The organism is Thiomonas intermedia, from assembly GCF_002028405.1.
In the GTDB taxonomy this organism is placed as follows: Bacteria; Pseudomonadota; Gammaproteobacteria; order Burkholderiales; family Burkholderiaceae_C; genus Thiomonas; species Thiomonas intermedia.
The window spans coordinates 3,039,106-3,058,709 of sequence record NZ_CP020046.1; the positions used below are offsets into that span (position 1 = coordinate 3,039,106).

A 19,604-nucleotide genomic window follows, 5' to 3' on the forward strand; every position below is an offset into this window, starting at 1 on the left:
GCGCTGAAGCGCTTCGCTTTCGGTTTCTCACAGTCCCCATCACACCACCCATGAAAAACTATCCCACCACATTGGCTCGCCCGATCGTTTCAAAAGTCCTTAAGACCGCGCTGCGTAGCGCTGCCGTCGCGGCTGCATGCGCCGCCGCATATGCGCCGGCCAGCGCGCAATCGTCCGTGCAGTTGTACGGCAACATTGACGTCGCGATCACGCGTGCCACAGGCGTAAAAGGGGGCAGCGTAACCAAAATGGCCAGCGGCACTGACTTCCCCAGCCAGGTCGGCATAAAAGGGCGTGAAGATCTGGGCGGAGGGCTTTCCTCCTTCTTCGACATCGCCACAGGTTTTTGCTCCGCCGGCGCTAGCTCGGCGAGCAACCCATACTGTACCGGCGGCAGCTTCATGGGGCGAACCTCCATGCTAGGTCTGCAAGGTGACTTCGGCCGCATTGCGGCGGGCCGGTTTCTCCTGCCTGTTTACCTTAACGCTGGGGCGGTCGACCCCTTCCACAATGGCACCACCGGCGCCATCACCAACCTGAACCGTGCGGCATCGGCTTTTAATTTCCTGCGCGCATCGCAACTGGTTGAATACACCACGCCCAATCTGCACGGCGTTACCGCCAATGCCGTCTACGGCTTTGGCGCACAACCTGGGTCGACGTCGGCCAATCAACTCTATAACCTAAGCGTTCGTTATGCGAGCGGCCCGCTGATGGTTGGTGCCGCCTATCTACGGCACAACCAATTGGTGAGTGCAACCCAAGCCAGCGCTGCTCTGCCCGTCGGTTCTGTGGAGGCTGTGAAGGTTGTCCAAGCCTTCGGCTCTTACGACTTCGGCCATTTCAAGCTCGGCGGAATGTTTCAGACGTTCCGTAGTAATTTGCCGGCTGCGCTGTTTGAGCCAGTGTCGACCAGCACCGCGGGTCTCGACACTCGATTTTGGATGCTCGGGGTTTCCGTGCCAGTTGGGCCTGGCACCATTGCTGCCTCTTACTCCGACGCCAAAGACACGAATGTGGCGAACAGCGACGCGCACATGTACGCAGTGGGTTATATCTACAGACTGTCTAAGCAGACCTCCATTTACACCGATGTGAGCCGCATCTCCAATGGAGCACAATCCTTCTATGGCGTACACGATGCGTCAAACACAGACACTGGCCTCCTAGGGACGAACGCGGACGGATTTTCCGTTGGCATGCGCCATGTGTTCTGAGCGGCCAATGCAAACCGCTTTTGCGAAGGCCCCGGGCTGGCTCGACAGGTATGTCGATCCGCGCAGTCCGCGCTTCCAGACACAGGTAGGCGCGGTCAACGACCATTGACATGTATTAGCTCCGGCGCCAAGTTTCCCTTCGCGCCGGAGCGCAAGTGCATGTCGTGCGACGCGCGAAGGAACACTCGCTTCTTGGACGCGACAGCCTCGGCTTCGCGCGCAATGTAATTGCGCAGGCAACGTGTCATGGCGCAAACAATCGGGCAATCGTCGATGCATGCTTGGCCTTGGATAGCCGTACGCGGCGTCGCTACGGTTCTCAGTTTCCTTTGAACACCTTCCGCATGGCGTCGATCTCGAGTACCGAGTTCGACAGCAGCTTCTTGAGCTTGGTGTTCTCCGCCTCCAACCCCTTGCGCCGCTGCGCGTCCCACACCTTCGTGCCGCCAATCTTGACCTTCAATGTATCGTCGCTTGGCGCACAGAAACCATGATTGCGGCACAGAAACTTGACCGGCAATCCAGCATGGGCCTCACGCAGGAAGCCAATGAGCTGGTCCTCGATGCAGCGGATATTTTCCCTGCACACCTGAGTTGCTGATTGGGGTGAAGGACCGATCTGGGCTGCGTTGCTGACTTTGCGGTGATCGTCCGCTAATGGCTGCTTTGGCCGAATACGCGCCCCTCGCTCGATCTGCGCAACCGGGCATCGCAGTCGGCAGTCCGCCGGCCTGGCCGCCGTCAGCTTGCAGCGTCCCGTCCGTCCAACGCGGCGGCCTCTCCGGCATCCGCCGACCCTTCCAAGTAGTCCCCCCACGCCTGCATCAACGCCCGGCGCTTGTCGAACAGATCCCCGCGGCGGTACGCCGCCTCCACCGCATTGCCGATGGCATGCGCCAGCGCCATCTCAATCACCTGCTGCGGAAAGTGCGTGCTCTCCGCCGCCCAATCGCTGAAGCTCGACCGGAAGCCATGCACCGTCAGTCCCGGGCGCATGCCGCGCAACAACTCCAGCATCGCCATATTGCTGATCGTCGGCTTGCGGGCTCCCCAGAACACCGCATCCGAGCCCTCCTGACGGGGCAAGGCGGACAGTAAGGCCACGGCTTGCTGCGATAGCGGCACCCGGTGCTCCACCTGCGTCTTCATGCGCGCGGCCGGAATGACCCACAACGCCCGTGCCAGGTCGATCTCCTCCCAGCGCGTCCCAATCACCGTGCCCGTGCGCATCGCCGTCAGGAGGGTGAACTGCAACGCCCAGGCACTCATGCTGGAGCGCTGCCGCAACGCCGCCAGGAAGGCGGGCACCCCCCGCCAGTCCATCGCCTCGAAATGCTTCACCCGGCGCTTCTTGCTGATCCTCGGCAACAACGCGTCCAGATGGCCCCGCCACGCCGCCGGATTCTCCCCCGTGCGCAAGCCCCGCGCCTTGGCCGCCGACAGCACGGCTTCGATGCGTTGCCGCAGCCGCGTGGCCGTCTCATGCTTGGTCTGCCAGATCGGCGACAGTGCGGCCAGCACCGCATCGGTGCCCACCTCTCCCACCGGCTGGCGGCCGAACTGCGGAAACGCATAGGTGCGCAGCGTGTTGATCCACTGATCCCCATGCTTGGGATTCTTCCACCCCGGCTTCATCGACTCCCACAACTGCAGGGCCACCGATTCAAACGTCTCGACCTTGATGTCACCCGCGGGAGCCGCCTTCACGCGCACCGCCACCGGCTCACCCCGTTTGACCTTGGCGCGCAACTCCGCTGCTCGGGCCACCGCATCAGCCAGCGTCAGGTCCCCCAGCCCACCGAGTGAATATTCGCTCGCCCGGCCATTGACCATCGAGCGGAACGTCCACAGACTCGACCCGCCGCGCACGCGCAGATACAACCCAGTCGCAACCCGGTGCAGACCGTCCACCCTGGAGAGCTTGCGCACCTCCTGCGCCGTCAGTTGTCCCTTGGTCATCACAGTCTCCGCCGAGTTCGAATGTCCACAAAATTGTCATCAAAAACAGCGGCACTGTCACCCCCTTTGGGAAACATGGGGAAACGCGGATGTGATACAAGTTATTGAAAATAAAAGAGAAAATGAACTTCTCGGAACGAGGCGGAACAAAGGCTAGACAGACTCCCTTTCCGCCAAAACATAGCCCAAGTGACTGATTCACTTGGGCTTTTTTATGGGCTCAGACTATGAAGCCGCTTGACCCGATGAGCCACTGCCCCTGTGGGAGCGGCAGGTCGCTGGATAACTGCTGCGGACATCTTCTCGCTGGCCTGGAAGCCGCACCCACGGCTGAAGCATTGATGCGCTCCCGCTATGTGGCGTATGCATTGGGGTATGGAGATTACGTGCTGGCGACCTGGCATGTGTCGACGCGGCCCGACAGTCTGGAACTCGGGACGGAGCCCAGGCCCAGATGGATCGGGCTTTCGATCAAGCGTCACGACTTGCACGGTGAGGATCGAGCCGTTGTGGAGTTCGTGGCGCGCTACAAGGTGGGTGGTCGGGCGCATCGCATGCAGGAGTCGAGCCGATTTGTGCGAGAAAACGGCGACTGGTTCTATGTCGACGGCGAGGTTTCCCCCTAGTTCGGCCCAGTAGGCGCGGCCGTGCCGGGCATGTTCACCCTGGCCACCGTTGCGGCAGATAGGGCGAGGGGTCGACCCGTGGCGTCTCGCCGCAAATCATCTCGGCCAGCAGTCGCCCGCTGATAGGGCCAAGGGTGAAACCCTGATGGGCATGGCCGAAGTTGAGCCACAGTCCGGGGTGGCGAGGCGCGGGGCCGATGACGGGCAGCATGTCGGCTGTGCATGGACGCGACCCGACCCAGGCCGGATCAGGGCGGGGAGGACCGAGGTCGAGCAGTTCGCTCGCCATGGCTTCGGTTTTGCGGAGCTGTATCGGCGTTGGTGGCGCATCGATGGGGGCGAACTCGGCACCGGTGGTCAACCTCAGCCCGAGGCGCATGGGCGCGAGCACGTAGCCGCGTTCGGCGTCGAGCAGGGGCTGGCGCAATCCTAGGGATTGGGGATAGTGCTGGTGGTAGCCGCGCTTGATGAACAGGGGGTAGCGATAGCCCAGATCACGGAGGCACTGTTGCGACCACGGCCCAAGGGCGATCACGGCCTGCTCGGCTTCAATGTGGCCGCCTTCGCCCTGAATCGACCATCCCGCGCCACTCGCCCGCAATGTCTTTGCATCGCCACGCAGGAGGCGACCGCCACGCGCAGCGAACAGCGCCGCGTAACGCTGCACCAGCGCTCCGGGGTCTTGGACAGCCCACGGATCGAGCCAGTGCACCGCACCGGCCAGTTCCTGGCGCAATGTCGGCTCGGAGCGAGACAGCGCTGCTTTGTCCTCGGCAGTAAATCGCACGCCGAACTGGTCTTGCAGACGCTGTGCGCGTTCCACGGCCCGAGCGAATGCGCGCGGTGTGCGGAAGACGAAGCGGAACCCATCGCGCTGGACCAGTTGCTCGGCCTGCGCAGCAGCAATCAGTGGTGCATGCTCTTCGAGGGCGTAAGCGATCAGGCGGCTGTAACTCTGGGTGGCATGGGCATGCGCGGCGGGGCGCGATTGGTGGAAGTATTGGATCAGGGGAATCGCCATGTGGCGCAGGCCCCGCGCGTGCCAATGCACCTCGGCGCCGCGTCCCAGGGCGGCCCGCAGCACGAAGTTCAGCTCGCGGGGGAAGGCATAGGGCTCGACGGCCTCACGCTGGATGAGGCCGGCATTGCCGTAGGAGGTCTCTTCGCCGGGCCCGCGGCGATCGATCAACGTGACATCAACGCCCCGCTGCTGCAGGTGCAGGGCGGTGCAGGTGCCCACCATGCCGGCGCCGAGTACCAAGACAGTCTTGCCCATGTCGTTAGCTCTTGTTGGGGATGATTGATCGTGAATGGCGAAGGCTGAAGACTCATGGGCAACGCCGGGCCTAGTGACCTCTGCGCTCAACCTCACGAAACCCAGGGGGCGGCTTCATTCTTCAACGTGCCGATTCTCAACAGGGGTTCCAGCATACGTGGGCAGGAGGCCAGGACAGGCTGTGCGCGTACACGGGGTGAGGTCGGTTCGCAGGATAATCCTGCGATAGAAGAACTTCCCTGAAGTGATGGCTTTCTGCCGTCTGATCGACGCACCGATTCGCAGCCATGAGGGTGCAGACGCTTTTTCACTAGGCACTCGCCAACGGCATTGGCCATGAGCACACCAGAGACGCAGAACGAACAGGCGCCGGGCTACCCAGATTTCTCTTCGCAGGGAAGGCTTTCGGCCGGATTGAATCCGGCGGGCGAGGTGTCCGCCGATCAGGCGCGCGCCGTGCTCAAGACCATTCCCGTTGGATTCGCCGGCGGGGTCGTTCCTGCGGGCGTGATGGTCTGGTTGATTCATCCGGCAGGCGCGGGCACGATGAGTCTGTGGCTCTGGTTTGCCTGGATGGTGATGGCGCACGGCCTGCGCGTGGCGCTGTGGATCGCCGCACGCCGCGATCTTGCCTTCACGGAGCACGCGGCGCATTGGCTGATTCGGTTGCGCCTGGGCGTCCTCGTGCTCGGACTGTCGTGGGCGGCGCTGCCGGTGCTGCTTTCGCCGGTCACGCCATTCGATGAACTGCTCGTGGCCACGGTGATCGCCGCGGTGTGCGGGGCGGGCGTGGCGCAGCAATCTTCCGACGCCCCTTCGGCCTTGCTGTTCATGGGGCCCCCGGCCGTCAGTTTGAGCGTCCGGCTGCTCGGGTCGTCGGATGCGACGCTGCAGACCGTCGGCATTCTTTCCTTGCTCTACTTTGTGTTCCTTGGACTGGCGGCGCGCCGGATTCACGCCTCGTTCCGGGAACTCTCGCTGCTGCATGCCCAGGCCAAGCGTCAGTCATTGCACGACGCGCTCACCGGCCTGCCCAATCGCACCGCGTTTCACCAGCGCCTGCAGGAGGCGATTGCTCGTGCCCGCAGGCGGGGCACCGAGGTGGCCGTGGGCTATATCGATCTCGACGGATTCAAAGAGGTCAACGACACCCATGGCCACGAAGCCGGGGATCGACTGTTGCGCGAAGTCACGCGTCGCTGGCGGCATGCCCTGCGGGAGACCGAGCTGATCGCGCGCTTGGGAGGCGACGAATTCGCCATTCTGATCGAAGAGGTCGACCCGCGCGAGGCGGTCGATCAGTTATCCACGGTCTTCGGTCGTCTGGAGACGGTGATGACGGAGCCCGTGTTTGTCTCCGCGCATCAGACCGCCGTCATCGGCATGACGATGGGGGTGTCCCGCTACCCCCAGGACGGCTCGGAGCCCGATCTGCTGCTGCGTGCGGCAGATGCGGCCATGTATCAGCTCAAGTTGCGCAAGGCCACGCGAACATCCTGGTGGCAACTGGGCGTGCAGTCCAGCGCCGCGGAACCAGCCCAGACGCAGACGACGGATCCCTATGGCGACAGCGCCAAAGGTATTCTCGCCGATGCCGTGGAACTCCTGGGCCGAGCGAATCCGCACTTCATCGAGGCGTTCTATGCCGAACTCGAAGCGGACCCCCGTTCAAGAGCCTTGCTGGCTGGGCTGGATGCGCCGCAATGGGCCCACCTGAAACAGCACCAAAGCGCCTATCTGGCCATGCTGATCGACCCCCAGGCTTCGCGCGAAGCACTGGTTCAGCGCGCATGGCAAATCGGTGAGGTGCATAGCCTGAGCGGTGTTTCGCCCGCCTTGTTGGCGAGGGCTTCGGTCCGGTATCGCACGCTGATTGATCAACATCTGGATCTCGTGGGATGGCCTCTGATACGTCGTCATCCCCTGCTTTCCCTGGTGGAGGCCCGCCTCGACGATGCACTGCAGGCCCAGTTCGCGGCATCAGACGCCGTCGCTCAGTCCTATCTGGACGTGTTGGCCATGCCACTCCTGGCGCGGGACGAGCGATGGAATGACGCGTTGCAGGAACGCCTGGATGCGATGGCCGGATTGCCCGGCGTTGCGGGTGTCGCCTGGTATGCCGTGCGCGCCGATGCGACGCTTGGACTGGAGCGAACGGCCAGCGCACATCAGCCTGATGCGTTCGCCCGGTTCTTCGATGCCTTGGGCGCGGCCGGTGGCGAGACCGAGCGGCGGCAGCCTGACGGTGCAAGCGTCTCGGCATGGCGAACGCGCCGCTTGGCCCGGGTCGATGTCTGGTCGGTGGACGAGGCGGACAGCTATGCCCGTACGCTCGCCCTCGGCCTGGACATCCGCTGCAGTGCGGCCATTCCCCTGATGAATTCAGCGGGCGAAGTGTGGGCGGTTCTGGCGCTGTATGGGAACTATCCGGGTCAGTTCGCGCCGGCATCGATGCAGCAGTGGATGCTCGGCGTGCAACACCAGATAAGCTCGCTCAGGATTCGCGCCTGCGCGGATCATTGAAGCCGAATACCGGAGATCTGCAAGATGTCTTCGGGCGACGCGAGGAACACGGCAACCAGCTTGGGATCGAGGTGCCTTCCCGCCTGCTCCGTCAGATACGCCCGCGCCCTGTCGTGAGGCCAAGCCTCTTTGTAGGGACGTTTGGACGTCAGCGCATCGTAGACATCGGCTACCGCAAGAATGCGCGCGGCCAGCGGAATCTGTTCGCCCGCAAGGCCATCGGGATAGCCCGAACCGTCGTATCGCTCATGGTGTGATCGCGCGATGTCGGCCGCCAATTGCATGGGCATCGAGTCACTGCCGGCCAGCATGGCATGGCCGATCGTGGTGTGCGTCTTCATGATGGCCCATTCCTCAGGCGTCAATGGGCGTTTGGCCAGAAGGATGCTGTCGGGAATGGCGACTTTGCCAAGGTCGTGCAAGGGGGCGGCGAGTTCGATGATGTTGCAGAAATTCTCGTCACAGCCTAATTGACGCGCCAAATAGGCTGAAAATTTTCCGATACGTTGTAAATGCGCACCCGTGTCCGTATCCCTCTGCTCTGCGACTTTCGCCAGTCGAAACAGGGTTTCCATGTTTTTTGTTTCGAGTTCTATGGTGATTTTATAGATTTTCTTGGATAGATTTTGCGAATAGGAACGCATCGCCAATTGGAGCCGCCGCATATTCAGCAGATTACGGCAGCGCGCTGCACATTCACGATAATCCAGGGGACGGCTCAAATAATCGTTGGCCCCGGCGTCGAGTGCGGCGTACCGCACGTCGATATCGTCCGACGAGGTGACGCAGATGATCGGAGAGTCATGCAGATGCTGCAGTGCACGAATTCGGCGAATGAGTGAGATGCCGTCGAGTTCGCGCATGTGATAATCTGTAATCAGAAGATCAACATCGCAGACCGAGGCATGCTGCAATGCATCAAGAGGGTTGGAAAACGTCTTGACGTCGGCGCCTGGGCAAACGCCCGCCATGATTTCAGCCAGCAAAAGGCAATTCGCTTGCTGATCATCAACGATCAGGATCTGCGGTGTTTTTTCCCAGTTGGATTCCATCATTCTTCGTGACTACTCAATTCTGATTTCTGCCATGACTACCTTGCGGACCGAACACGACGTTATTGAAAAGATCAAGGAAATCGTTCTTTCGACCTTCGATATGGATCTTTCGAAAGTGCCCTCTGACGCACCCATTGCCGATGCGGGTCTGGATTCGATGGCCATGCTTGACGTCATCATAGGTCTCGAGGACGCGGTTGGACATAAATTTAACGATGTGTCACTCCCCAGGGCGCCGACTTTGCAGGACGTCGCCCAAATGGTGCTGCGCAATGTCGAAAGCGTCTGAAATGACGGATATTGTGATAACCGGCGTCGGGGTTATCTCTCCGATCGGAAATTCCCCGTCGGCGGTTGTTGAAAGTCTGCAGAATCTGCGTTCGGGTATTGGTTTGTTCGAATCGCCCATGCTCGACAAACGCTTCGCGGTCGGGCGGGTGCTGGAGGATTTCAGCGAGCGCTTCACACGCATCGAACGACCCTTTCTGGATCGAACCACCCAGCTCGCGATCGTCGCGGCGGAAAACGCGTCGAAGGACGCTGGTGTCGAGCATTTTGCAGCCTATGGCGAGCGGGCCGGGGTGTTCTACGGCACGGTGAGGGGAGGGGGGGCCACCGAGTGGGAGGCGGCCCGCCAGTTCTACGTCGAGCGCAAACCGAGTGCGCGGCCCTACGTCATCATGAACGTCATGGCCAATGCACCCACGGCACAGATCTCGATCCGCCAGCAAGTCACGGGTCCGACGGCAAGTCACACCTCGGCCTGTTCGTCATCGGGCAATGCCATCGCAGATGCTTGTCGCCATCTTCAGTGCGGCGAACTCGACATCGCCTTGGTCGGCGGGGCGGAGGCTACCCTGGAGCCCGGGTTTCTCTGGGCCTGGGACGGTCTGCGCGCCTTGGCCGCGGTGGATGAGGACGATCCGTCGCGCAGCTGCAAACCCTTTTCCACCGCGCGCACGGGGCTGGTTCTGGGGGAAGGCAGCGTGTTCTTCGTACTGGAGTCGCGCGAGCATGCGCAACGTCGCGGCGCGCGCATCCACGCGGTGATCGAGGGGTGGGGCGTGGCCTCGGATGCCTATCACATTGGCTCACCGCATGCGCGTGGGCAGATTGGGGCCATGCGCGCGGCCCTGCGCAAGGCCGGCCTCGCACCGGCGGAACTCGACTACATCAATGCGCATGCCACAGCCACGCGCGGTGGCGATCCGGTCGAGGTCTCGGCCATGAAAGAGGTCTTGGGCGACGCCGCCATGACGGTTCCCATCAGTGGCACCAAGGCCTTGCATGGGCATCTGCTCGGTGCAGCCAGTGCCATGGAGGCGCTGGTCTGCATGCTGGCTATCGAGCACGGCTTTCTCCCCGGCACGGCCCACCTCGACGACCTCGATCCTGAGTGCGAGGGGCTCCATCATCTGCAGCAGACCCTCATGGGCCGTGAGGTGCGACATGCGCTCACGCTGTCCGCAGGCTTCGGGGGGACGAATGTTGCGCTGGTTCTGGGGCGGCCCTGATCGATCTGACCAAGACTGAAAACCAGTCTCCGGTGTTTGAATGGGGCGGGCTTCGGCCGCGCGCGGCGGTTCAGAAGCTCGCGGCGATCTGGGTTTGCTCGGTCAGAATGCGGTCGATCGCGGCCAGGGTGTTCGCCGCCTCGGTCCGCAGGTCGGCCCGCATCCTGGCCGACTGAGATTCAAGTTGCGCGTCGTCGCCCCGCATGATCGCGAGGCCGACATTGGCCAGGCGCAGGGCACCAATCTCCAGACAGACGCCTTTCAAGGCATGCGCGGCGTCGCGCGCGGCGCCGGCATCCTGGTGTTGCAGCGCGGCGGTAATGGCCTCTGTCGAGCGGCTGATGTCGGCCTTGGCGCGACTGAGCATCTCGACCAGAAAGTTCTTGGAGCGTCCGAGTGATTGCAGCTTCTGGATCACGGTCGGGTCGATATACATCACCGAAACGGCACGAAGATGTTTTCCGGTGTTGACGCCGTCCTCGGCGTGTCGCGAGGAACTCGGAGGCGTTGCGCGAGCCTGGGCTTCGGACTCTGCCTGGCGTGCGGCGGGCGGCGTTTCGCTCGAAATCGCCCGCCGAAGATCGGCAATACGGATCGGCTTGGTGAGCACACCCCGTGCTCCGGTTTCCGACAGCTTGCGTTCCGTCACCAGGGTGGCGTCCGCGGTGAGGAAGAAGGCAGGCGCGGGCTGGGCGCACCCCATGCGATAGATCTGCAGCACCTGGGTTCCATCCATGTCGCCCAGGTTGTAATCGAGCAGAAGCAGGTCGAAGCGGTCGCCGTGCGACAGGGTTGCCAGGGCGCCGGCTCCGCTCGTCGAGGTGACAACCGAATGGCCGTCCTGTTGCAGCAACTCCTTCAGCAGGAACAGATTGGTCGCGTTGTCGTCCGCGAGCAGAATGCGTCTGCCCGTGGCGACGGGCGCAGACTCGATCGACTGGGGCGCGAGCGGTGCGGCAGAGGGCGTGAGCGCGGGGGCGCTGCTTGCTTTTTCGAGGTGGAGATCGAACCAGAAGTGGCTTCCGCTCCCCGGGGTGCTCGCCACGCGGAGGGCTCCGCCCATCAGTCGGACAGCCTCCTGGCTGATGGCCAGGCCCAGACCTGTTCCTTCCGAGGCATGGCGTTTTCCGTCCTCGGCCTGGACGAAGGGGCTGAAAATCTTCGCCTGATCCGTGGCAGAAATCCCGATTCCCGTATCGTGCACACCGAACCGTATGACGTACTCGGTCTGGGTTTCCGACAGCAGAATGAGATTCAGGCTGACACTGCCGACCTCGGTGAACTTGACGGCATTGCCCGCCAGATTGATCAGCACGCGCGACAGCCAACGCTCGTCGACCAGAACCTGAGAGGCAAGCCGCGGATCGATGCTGGCCTGAAACAGGAGCCCCTTGGCCTGGGCACGCGCTTCGATCGAGGCCCGCACGATCTCCAGCATGCCTTCCAGCGCATGAGACGCGGGGGAAAGCGCCATCTTGCCTGCGGTCAGCTTGCTCTGGTCGAGCAGGTCGTTGATGTCGGCTAGCAGGTGTTCGCTGAGGTTGAGAATGGTCTTGGACAGATCTGCGCTGCGTACCGACGGGGCTTCGACACGCAGCAGTTCGGCCGCGTGGGTAATCCCGCCCAGCGGCGTGCGGAGTTCGTGGCTGACCCGCGCCAGCAACTCGCTCTTGGCACGGCTTTCCTGTTCCGCAAATTCGATGGCAGCCTTGAACTGGCGTGTCAATTCGCCGGCATACCAGGGGACGATGACGACGGCCAAAATCGCCGAGCCCCAACCGATCATGTGTGAAGCCCAGTAGGGGGACATCACGGGCACCAGACAGGCGAACAAGAACGAAGCGCCCTGCGACACGCGCAACACTTTGCGACTCCCGGTGCGCATCCCGTAGCCGATGGTCGAGAAATTGAACAGGGGCGTGAACAGAATGCCGAAGGGGCCTGTGACCATGACCCAGCCGAACACCCAGGCGGCATCGAGGATGGCCGTGGTGAAAAGCAGGCCTTCGGACATCTGCGTGGTTTTGCGCTGAATACGGTAAACGACCAGGGCGTACACGACATGCAGCACCGCCACTGCGATCTGCGGCGCGCTCAGCCAGCCGTAGAGCGCGCCGAGGGTGCAGAACGTCAGGACGAGTGCGGTCACCATCCAGAGTCGAAGCTGCGCCTGACTCTGGAGGGCTTTGCCGAAGTCGAACGTGAAGGACGTTTTCACTGTGCGTACTGCGGTTCTCGATTCCCGCGGGTGTGTTTGAACAGACATCGTGCGATACGGCGTGGATCTCACCGGACTCCGCCGCAGTCCTCGCCGGCGCGCGCCCTGGCGGGCGGCCGCACCGGGGCGGATGAAGGTGAAAAGATCGTAAGGACCGGCGCCAGGGAATGGCGGCGGGTTTCCGCTTTGAAAGGCCGTTTATGAGAAAAAGTTCGCATTTCCATCAAGTTTCGAACAGGCCTCCGTTATCCTTGATGCGTCGCAGCAGCCACAGGCACGGAGAGGGCGGTGTGCACGAGGCGTGTCGCCGTTGTCCGGAATGCCAGGTTGACTGCGCCGACCTGTTTTGTTCATGAGATTCACCTTCCGGCGCGTCGTGGCGTGAGGCGAGGGTTTTGGGTCATCGAACCTTCGCCGGGTGATGGCTGGCCGTTTTTCCCGCTTTGCAGACAAGATTCGGAGCCCCAATGCGTTTGAATACTTCTGTCGTCTCACTTCCCCTGCGCAGAATGCAGCGTGCCACGGACAGTGCGGGCCCGATGCCCGTACGCAGTCTCGGTCGAGTCGATCTGGAGTTCGATGCGTCGCAGAGCAGCATGTGGATCACCATGCGAGCCCGCGAACATCGCCCGCTGAATTTCTCCCGCGAACTGCTGGATGCTTTCGAGCAGGCGTTTTCAGCCTACGAAAGCAATGGGGGGGTCTGGCAGGAAGACGATCTCGAAGGGCTGCCGATTCACTATGCCGTGCTGCGATCGGACCATCCGACGTATTTCAATGTCGGCGGCGATCTCGGCTACTTCCAGTCGTGCATCGAACGAGGCGATTTCGCGGCGCTGCGCGCCTATTCCATGCGTTGCCTGGACATGACGTACCGCTGGTTTGGCGCCGTGACGCAGCGTGCCACCACCATTGCCCTGGTCCAGGGGCGTGCCTTGGGAGGCGGGTTCGAGACGGCGCTGGCTTCCGACTATGTGATTGCCGAGGAGAGGGCCGAGTTCGGTCTGCCGGAGGTGCTGTTCGGGCTCTTTCCCTGCACCGGTGCGATGAGCCTGTTGACGCGTCGTATCGGGCTGTCGGCGGCCGAGAAAATGATGCAGGGCGGGCAGGTGTATTCAGCGGCTGCGCTGCACGAGATGGGCGTCATCGACCATGTCTGTCCAAGCGGTGAGGGCGAGCGGTTCACACGCGACTTCATCGCGTCGCATGCCAGGGTCCGCCCCGCCCGCCACGCTCTGCAACGCGCCAAACGCCGCATGATGCCTCTGGATCGCGAAGAGATGACCGCGGTGGTGGAAGACTGGGTCGATGTGGCGCGGCAACTGCGGCCCGAAAATCTTCGTGTGCTTGATACCCTGATCCGCATGCAGGGCAACGAATCCAGACGATAGCGGCAGCCCGCCGCCCGAAGATGCCGACGTGCGCGATCAGGCGTCGGGCCCAGCCGCCTGGGCGCCGACCAGCGATTCATAGCTGGCGTAGTAAGACAGGATGTAGGCCAGGAACAGGGCGATGACCACGGGCATGCTCAAGGTGGCCGCCAGCGTCTCGCTGGCCCCCAGCAGGCTGGCGACCAACACGATGAGTGTGGGCAGGCTGAGGAACAGCAGCAGCCACTGCACCGCATAAAGCGCGAAGGCCTTGATGTTGCGCACGCACAGTACAAAGCTGTAGAACAGCGCCTTGACGGGCGGCATGCCATGCCAGACCACGAGCGGCGGGGCCAGCCAGAAGGCCAGCGACACCGGGACATAAGCCAGTGTCGCCGCAATGGCCCCCATGCGCAGGCCTCCGTCGGCAATCGTGCTTGCAGGTGGTTTGTCGCCCAGGAGCAGCAGGCGAAGCATGGCCCCTCCGTCGAACAGCGACCCCACCCCCAGCACCAGCAGCACGGCAAGGGTGTAGAGCACCGCCAGAATCACCATGTGGCGCAGCGCCACAGGGCCAGCGCGAAACCCGGTGAGCAGCACCGTCGGCCAGACGGGTTGTTGCTGCGCCATCTGACGGCTGGCCTGCAGAAAACCGAGGGTGCCGAACTGCACCACGAGCAGGGGAAACACCAGGCCGATGTAGGGAAGCGCCGAAATGAAACCCGTCACGACGATATAGGCCACGATCATCAGCAGCGCGGCCCAGGGCTGCATGGCCAGGCGGCGAAAGCCGCTTTTTACCCAAAGCAGGCCTTCGCGGGCAGTCACGGTGCGCAGTTGCATGGCAGAAAGAAGAGCAGGAGATGGAGGTCGGATGAGCTGCCATGGTATCGGCAGCCTTGAGGATCCGGTTTCAGTCGGACACGAGACGCTGGCGCAGGACACGCTCGAAATGCGTCGGATCGTGAGGGGTGAGCAGATGGGCGTCGCGGGGCAGGTGATAGTCGGCCAGGCGCGAGGTCCAGAAGCGCAGCGCGGCGGCGCGCAGGGCGTCGGGCAGCAGGCTGCGCTCGGCGTCGCTCAGGGGCCGCACGGCCAGATAGGCTTGCATCAGCGCGTCTCGGCGGGAGGCATCAAACGCGCCGGTCTCCAGATGAATGCACCAGTCGTTGAGGGCCACGGCCAGATCGAACAGCCAGGTGTCGACCCCGGCGAAGTAGAAATCGAACACGCCGGAAAGGGTGTCGCCCTCGAACAGCACGTTGTCACGGAACAGATCGGCGTGCACGGCACTGCGGGGCAGCGAGGCATACGCGGCCGAGGCGGCCGTGGCGGTCTGGTGCGCCAGCTCGGCACTGATGAGGTCGCGCTGATCCGCCGAGAGATAGGGCAGGATCTCGGGGATGGTGCGGCTTTGCCAGGCGAGCCCGCGCAGATTGGGCTGCGTGCCCGCGTAGTTGCGCGCGGCCAGATGCATGCGCGCCAGCCAGTGGCCCACCTGCGCGCAATGCGCCGGCTGAGGCTGCAACTGGCTGCGGCCTTTCAGTCGCGTGACCAGCGCGGCCGGTTTGCCTTTGAGCGCATGCAGCGTCTGCCCCGTCCGGTCGGGCATGGGGTCGGGCACGGGAATGCCATGCGCGGCGAGGTGGTGCATCAGTCCGAGGTAGAACGGCAACTGCCCGGGCCGCAGCCGCTCGAACAGCGTGAGCACGAACCGTCCCTGCGTGGTCGTCAGGAAGTAGTTGGTATTTTCGATCCCGCTGGCGATACCCTGCAGGTCGGTGCGTGTGCCCAGATCGAAGCGTGCCAGCCAGGCGTCGACCTCTGCTTCATCGAGCGGTGTGAAAACGGCCATGAACGGGAATTGGAAAGAAAGGGCGGGCCGAAGGGACGGCCCGTCGGGGTTACTTGAAGGTGAACACCTTCCACTGCGCCTGCCCTTCCATGTGGGCCGGATCGGTGTTGGACGAGACCGATGGCGGCACCACGTTGTAGGCCGCGCCGCCATGCAGGGGTTGGACCTTAATGGAGGTGGTGGCTCCGCGCACCTGTTGTTCCTGAATGCGCACGGCGCGATCCTGGGTGACGTTCTCGCGCACAAGCGGTTCGGGAAACTTGGGCTTGGGTTGGGTATCCGTCAGCGGTGCAGCAGGCTTGGACTGCGCGTGAGCGACCTGCGCTGGAAAAACGCCGGCAAGCAAGGAGGACACGCCAAGGGCGCAAAGGACTGGAGCGGAGCGGAGCGTCTTCATGCGTCGATTTTACGGCGCGCCCGATAATGCGCGGATGAATTCCGATGCGCACTCCGACACTGCCCCCATCCTGCTGCTGGTGGACGGCTCCAGCTACCTCTACCGTGCCTTCCATGCCATGCCCGACCTGCGCGGCCCGGAGGGCCAGCCCACCGGCGCGCTCTACGGCATGGTGGCCATGTTGCGGCGGCTGCGCGAGCAGTATCCGGTCGCCAAGGGCTACCGCTACGCCGCCTGTGTGTTCGATGCCAAGGGGCCGACCTTCCGCAACGCCCTGTACGACCAGTACAAGGCTCACCGTCCACCGATGCCTCCCGAGCTGGTGGCGCAGATCGAGCTGATCTTTGAGGCCGTGCGGCTGATGGGCTGGCCGCTGCTGGAGGTGCCGGGGGTGGAAGCCGACGACGTGATCGGCACCCTGGCCGTGCGGGCGCACGCGCAGGGCATCCGCACCCTGGTCTCTACGGGCGACAAGGACATGGCCCAGCTCGTCAACGACCACATCACCCTGGTCAACACCATGAGCAACGAGATGCTCGACGAGGCCGGGGTGCTGGCCAAGTTCGGCGTGGCGCCGAACCGCATCGTCGACTATCTCACCCTGGTCGGCGATGCGGTGGACAATGTGCCCGGCGTGGACAAGGTCGGCCCCAAGACCGCGGCCAAGTGGCTGGCGGAGTATGGCTCGCTCGATGCCTTGGTTGCGCAGGCCGAAACCGTGAGCGGCGCCGCGGGCAAGAACCTGCGCGCCGCGCTCGAGTGGCTGCCCACCGCGCGCAAGCTGGTGACCATCCACACCGATTGCGACCTGGACGGCTACGCCCAGTCCTTCGACCCGGATCTGCGCCCGGCACCGGAAGATGCGCAGGCGCTGCTGCCCTTCTTCACCCGCAACGGCATGCGCCGCTTTAGCGCCGAGATGAAGGCGCAGACCGTGAGCGAGGAAGCCGCCCGCCAGGTGTCGCTGCTGGAAGACGATCCGCCCGCGGAGAAGAGCGCGCCAGGCACTTACGAGACCATTCTCGACTGGGCCCGCTTCGAGGCCTGGCTGGCCCGCATCGACGCAGCCGAACTCACCGCCCTCGACACCGAAACCGACTCGCTCGATCCGATGCGCGCGCGCCTGGTCGGCATGTCCTTGAGCGTCACGCCAGGCGAGGCCGCCTATCTGCCTCTGGCCCACGCCTACCCCGGCGCGCCCGAGCAGTTGCCGCTGGCCGAGGTGCTCGAACGCCTGCGGCCCTGGCTGGAGAACGCCGACAAACCCAAGCTCGGGCAGAACGCCAAGTACGACCGCCATGTCTTGGCCAACGCCGGCCTCACCGTGCGAGGCTATGCCCACGACACCCTGCTGCAGAGCTATGTGCTGGAGGCGCACAAGCCGCACAGCCTCGACAGCCTGGTGAGCCGTCACCTCGGCCGCGACGACACGCTGAGCTACGAGCAGGTCTGCGGCAAGGGCGCCAAGGCCATCACCTTCGATCAGGTGGCTCTTGACGTGGCCACGCGCTACAGCGGCGAAGATGCCGATCTCACCCTGCAGGTGCATCGCAGGCTCTGGCCGCGCATCGAAGCGGACGAGGGGCTGGCGCGCATCTACGCGCTGGAGCTGCAGGTCAGCGAGATCCTGCAGCGCATCGAGCGCACCGGCGTGCTGGTGGACGGCGATCTGCTGCGGGCGCAGAGCGGCGAGCTCGGCGCCAAGATGCAGGCCCTGGAAGCCCAGGCCTTCGAGCTGGCCGGAGGCGCCTTCAATCTGGGCAGCCCCAAGCAGATCGGGGAAATTCTGTTCGAGCGCCTGCAACTGCCGGTGCAGAAAAAGACCGCCTCCGGCGCCCCGTCCACCGACGAGGAAGTGCTGGAGAAACTGGCCGAAGACTATCCGCTGCCCCGCGTCATCCTCGACCACCGCAGCCTCTCCAAACTCAAGAGCACCTACACCGAAAAACTGCCGCAGATGATCAACCCCGACACCGGCCGGGTGCACACCAACTACGCGCAAGCCGTGGCGGTGACCGGGCGGCTGGCCTCCAACGATCCGAATCTGCAGAACATTCCGGTGCGCACGGCGGAGGGGCGGCGCATCCGCGAGGCGTTCGTCGCGCCCAAGGGCTGGCTGATCGCGTCGAGCGACTACTCGCAGATCGAGCTGCGCATCATGGCCCACATCTCCCAGGACGCCGGTCTGCTCGCCGCGTTCGCCGCAGGTGAAGATATTCACCGCGCTACCGCGGCCGAGATTTTCGGCGTCACGCCGCTGGAAGTCAGCCCCGACCAGCGCCGCATGGCCAAGGTCATCAACTTCGGGCTGATCTACGGCATGAGCGCCTTCGGCCTGGCACGCAACCTCGGCCTGGAGCGCAGTGCGGCCCAGCTCTACATCGACCGCTACTTCGCCCGTTATCCGGGCGTTGCGGCCTATATGGACCGCACCCGCAAGCTGGCGGCGGAGCAGGGCTATGTCGAAACCGTGTTCGGCCGTCGCCTGTGGCTGGCCGACATTCACGCCAGCGGGCCTCGCCGGGCCGCGGCCGAGCGCGCCGCCATCAACGCGCCCATGCAGGGCACCGCGGCCGACCTCATCAAAATGGCGATGATCGCCGTCGACGCCGCGCTCGTCCGCGAAAAGCTGCGCACCCGCATGGTGATGCAGGTTCACGACGAACTGGTGCTCGAAGTGCCCGAGGACGAGACGCATTGGGTGCGCGAGCACATTCCCCGCCTGATGGCGGGCGTCGCCCAGCTCGACGTGCCTCTGCTGGCCGAACTGGGCATGGGCGCCAACTGGGAGCTGGCGCACTGATCGCCCTCGCTCAGACGATGCGCACCTGAAGCGGCGCCAGGCCGTCGATCGAGCCGTGCAGCACCTGGCCGCGGGTGAGGGCGCCGACGCCATCGGGCGTGCCGGTGAAGATCAGGTCGCCGGGCTTCAAGGCGAACAGGGTCGAGAGCCGGGCGATGGTTTCATCCACCGACCAGATCATCTGTTCCAGGCGACCCTGCTGGCGCAGGGCGCCATCGACCGTCAGTGCTATGGCGCCGGTCATGGGCGGGGCGTCGGGTTGACGCGGGGTGATCGGGCCGACGGGCGCCGACTGATCGAAGGCCTTGCCGATTTCCCACGGGCGGCCCTGCGCCTTCATCTGTCCCTGCAGATCGCGTCGGGTCAGGTCGAGGCCGACGGCGTAGCCGTAGATATGCCCGGCGGCCTGGTCCACCGGGATGTCGCTTCCCCCCTTGCCCAGGGCGACGACGAGTTCGATCTCATGGTGCAGATCCTGGGTGGCGCTCGGGTAGGCAATGCCGCCTGTCTGCCCAGCAGGGATAGCGATCACTGCATCGGCATCGCCGGGCTTGCAGAAGAAGAAGGGCGGCTCGCGGTTCGGATCGGAACCCATCTCGCGGGCGTGGGCGGCGTAGTTGCGTCCGACGCAATACACACGACGCACGGGATAGGTCTGAGCGCTGCCTACGACGGGCAACAGGGCGGGGGAGTGGGGCGGAAAGACAGTCTGCATGGCAAGAGCTGGCAAGAAAAGAATGGACTCAGTGTAGGCAGCGCAGGCGATGCGGTGCGGGCTTTTCGAGCGTGGT

The 19,604-nt window shown here is 63.8% G+C and carries 16 protein-coding genes; 7 read left to right on the top strand and 9 right to left on the bottom strand.

Features of this window, described 5'->3' with window-relative positions; translation table 11 throughout:
* Window positions 1–50: 50 nt before the first annotated feature.
* The gene (locus BVH73_RS14200; protein ID WP_079419720.1) at window positions 51–1,217 is read left to right on the top strand and encodes a porin; all 1,167 of its coding nucleotides are present in this window, start codon (window positions 51–53) and stop codon (window positions 1,215–1,217) included.
* A 319-nt stretch (window positions 1,218–1,536) separates the two neighbouring features.
* Here the strand turns inward: BVH73_RS14200 and BVH73_RS14205 are convergent, their stop codons facing one another.
* Window positions 1,537–1,806, bottom strand: coding sequence for a hypothetical protein (locus BVH73_RS14205; RefSeq protein WP_154048507.1), 270 nt, complete (start codon window positions 1,804–1,806; stop codon window positions 1,537–1,539).
* A gap of 152 nt (window positions 1,807–1,958) precedes the next feature.
* Window positions 1,959–3,176 (bottom strand): tyrosine-type recombinase/integrase, encoded by a 1,218-nt coding sequence (locus tag BVH73_RS14210; protein ID WP_079419722.1) that lies wholly within the window; start codon window positions 3,174–3,176, stop codon window positions 1,959–1,961.
* A gap of 341 nt (window positions 3,177–3,517) precedes the next feature.
* Here BVH73_RS14210 and BVH73_RS14215 point away from each other — a divergent pair, with 341 nt between their 5' ends.
* Window positions 3,518–3,802, top strand: a complete 285-nt coding sequence (locus BVH73_RS14215; RefSeq protein ID WP_425444125.1) for a YchJ family protein — start codon at window positions 3,518–3,520, stop codon at window positions 3,800–3,802.
* A 34-nt stretch (window positions 3,803–3,836) separates the two neighbouring features.
* On the opposite strand, the gene BVH73_RS14220 is transcribed toward BVH73_RS14215, so the two are convergent.
* Window positions 3,837–5,078 (bottom strand): NAD(P)/FAD-dependent oxidoreductase, encoded by a 1,242-nt coding sequence (locus BVH73_RS14220; protein ID WP_079419726.1) that lies wholly within the window; start codon window positions 5,076–5,078, stop codon window positions 3,837–3,839.
* Between the two features lie 336 nt (window positions 5,079–5,414).
* Here BVH73_RS14220 and BVH73_RS14225 point away from each other — a divergent pair, with 336 nt between their 5' ends.
* Window positions 5,415–7,601, top strand: a complete 2,187-nt coding sequence (locus tag BVH73_RS14225) for a diguanylate cyclase domain-containing protein (RefSeq protein ID WP_079419728.1) — start codon at window positions 5,415–5,417, stop codon at window positions 7,599–7,601.
* On the opposite strand, the gene BVH73_RS14230 is transcribed toward BVH73_RS14225, so the two are convergent.
* Complete coding sequence (locus BVH73_RS14230; RefSeq protein WP_079419730.1) at window positions 7,595–8,656, bottom strand: HD domain-containing phosphohydrolase; 1,062 nt, start codon at window positions 8,654–8,656, stop codon at window positions 7,595–7,597. The genes BVH73_RS14225 and BVH73_RS14230 overlap by 7 nt on opposite strands.
* 31 nt (window positions 8,657–8,687) lie before the next feature.
* Between BVH73_RS14230 and BVH73_RS14235 the strand changes: the two genes are divergently transcribed.
* Window positions 8,688–8,945 carry an acyl carrier protein gene (locus BVH73_RS14235; RefSeq protein ID WP_079419732.1) on the top strand — a complete coding sequence of 86 codons (258 nt, stop codon included), beginning with the start codon at window positions 8,688–8,690 and terminating at the stop codon, window positions 8,943–8,945.
* Window position 8,946: 1 nt separating this feature from the next.
* Entirely contained in the window at window positions 8,947–10,170 is a 1,224-nt protein-coding gene (locus BVH73_RS14240) for a beta-ketoacyl-[acyl-carrier-protein] synthase family protein (protein ID WP_169836781.1), read from the top strand.
* A gap of 70 nt (window positions 10,171–10,240) precedes the next feature.
* Here BVH73_RS14240 and BVH73_RS14245 read toward each other — a convergent pair whose 3' ends face one another.
* Window positions 10,241–12,388: an ATP-binding protein gene (locus BVH73_RS14245; protein ID WP_169836782.1), complete on the bottom strand. Its 2,148-nt coding sequence runs from the start codon at window positions 12,386–12,388 to the stop codon at window positions 10,241–10,243.
* A gap of 509 nt (window positions 12,389–12,897) precedes the next feature.
* On the opposite strand from BVH73_RS14245, the gene BVH73_RS14250 reads away from it, so the two are divergent.
* Window positions 12,898–13,779: a crotonase/enoyl-CoA hydratase family protein gene (locus BVH73_RS14250; protein WP_169836783.1), complete on the top strand. Its 882-nt coding sequence runs from the start codon at window positions 12,898–12,900 to the stop codon at window positions 13,777–13,779.
* A 36-nt stretch (window positions 13,780–13,815) separates the two neighbouring features.
* On the opposite strand, the gene BVH73_RS14255 is transcribed toward BVH73_RS14250, so the two are convergent.
* The 3 genes from BVH73_RS14255 to BVH73_RS14265 form a co-directional block, all read right to left on the bottom strand.
* The gene (locus tag BVH73_RS14255; RefSeq protein ID WP_079419740.1) at window positions 13,816–14,601 is read right to left on the bottom strand and encodes a BPSS1780 family membrane protein; all 786 of its coding nucleotides are present in this window, start codon (window positions 14,599–14,601) and stop codon (window positions 13,816–13,818) included.
* Between the two features lie 70 nt (window positions 14,602–14,671).
* A complete protein-coding gene (locus BVH73_RS14260; protein WP_079419742.1) occupies window positions 14,672–15,613 on the bottom strand; it encodes a homoserine kinase in 942 nt (313 codons plus the stop codon).
* A 49-nt stretch (window positions 15,614–15,662) separates the two neighbouring features.
* The gene (locus BVH73_RS14265; protein WP_079419745.1) at window positions 15,663–16,010 is read right to left on the bottom strand and encodes a hypothetical protein; all 348 of its coding nucleotides are present in this window, start codon (window positions 16,008–16,010) and stop codon (window positions 15,663–15,665) included.
* Window positions 16,011–16,044: 34 nt separating this feature from the next.
* Between BVH73_RS14265 and polA the strand changes: the two genes are divergently transcribed.
* Window positions 16,045–18,813, top strand: coding sequence for a DNA polymerase I (gene polA / locus BVH73_RS14270; protein ID WP_154048548.1), 2,769 nt, complete (start codon window positions 16,045–16,047; stop codon window positions 18,811–18,813).
* 10 nt (window positions 18,814–18,823) lie between these two features.
* Here the strand turns inward: polA and BVH73_RS14275 are convergent, their stop codons facing one another.
* A complete protein-coding gene (locus BVH73_RS14275; RefSeq protein WP_079419747.1) occupies window positions 18,824–19,528 on the bottom strand; it encodes a fumarylacetoacetate hydrolase family protein in 705 nt (234 codons plus the stop codon).
* Between the last annotated feature and the right edge of the window lie 76 nt (window positions 19,529–19,604).

Bases quoted from the DNA above. Each gene is read 5' to 3' on its own strand.
- BVH73_RS14200 (WP_079419720.1), top strand. From the start codon at position 51: ATGAAAAACTATCCCACCACATTGGCTCGCCCGATCGTTTCAAAAGTC.
- BVH73_RS14210 (WP_079419722.1), bottom strand. From the start codon at position 3,176: ATGACCAAGGGACAACTGACGGCGCAGGAGGTGCGCAAGCTCTCCAGG.
- BVH73_RS14215 (WP_425444125.1), top strand. From the start codon at position 3,518: ATGCGCTCCCGCTATGTGGCGTATGCATTGGGGTATGGAGATTACGTG.
- BVH73_RS14220 (WP_079419726.1), bottom strand. From the start codon at position 5,078: ATGGGCAAGACTGTCTTGGTACTCGGCGCCGGCATGGTGGGCACCTGC.
- BVH73_RS14225 (WP_079419728.1), top strand. From the start codon at position 5,415: ATGAGCACACCAGAGACGCAGAACGAACAGGCGCCGGGCTACCCAGAT.
- BVH73_RS14230 (WP_079419730.1), bottom strand. From the start codon at position 8,656: ATGATGGAATCCAACTGGGAAAAAACACCGCAGATCCTGATCGTTGAT.
- BVH73_RS14235 (WP_079419732.1), top strand. From the start codon at position 8,688: ATGACTACCTTGCGGACCGAACACGACGTTATTGAAAAGATCAAGGAA.
- BVH73_RS14240 (WP_169836781.1), top strand. From the start codon at position 8,947: ATGACGGATATTGTGATAACCGGCGTCGGGGTTATCTCTCCGATCGGA.
- BVH73_RS14250 (WP_169836783.1), top strand. From the start codon at position 12,898: ATGCAGCGTGCCACGGACAGTGCGGGCCCGATGCCCGTACGCAGTCTC.
- BVH73_RS14255 (WP_079419740.1), bottom strand. From the start codon at position 14,601: ATGCAACTGCGCACCGTGACTGCCCGCGAAGGCCTGCTTTGGGTAAAA.
- BVH73_RS14260 (WP_079419742.1), bottom strand. From the start codon at position 15,613: ATGGCCGTTTTCACACCGCTCGATGAAGCAGAGGTCGACGCCTGGCTG.
- BVH73_RS14265 (WP_079419745.1), bottom strand. From the start codon at position 16,010: ATGAAGACGCTCCGCTCCGCTCCAGTCCTTTGCGCCCTTGGCGTGTCC.
- polA (WP_154048548.1), top strand. From the start codon at position 16,045: ATGAATTCCGATGCGCACTCCGACACTGCCCCCATCCTGCTGCTGGTG.
- BVH73_RS14275 (WP_079419747.1), bottom strand. From the start codon at position 19,528: ATGCAGACTGTCTTTCCGCCCCACTCCCCCGCCCTGTTGCCCGTCGTA.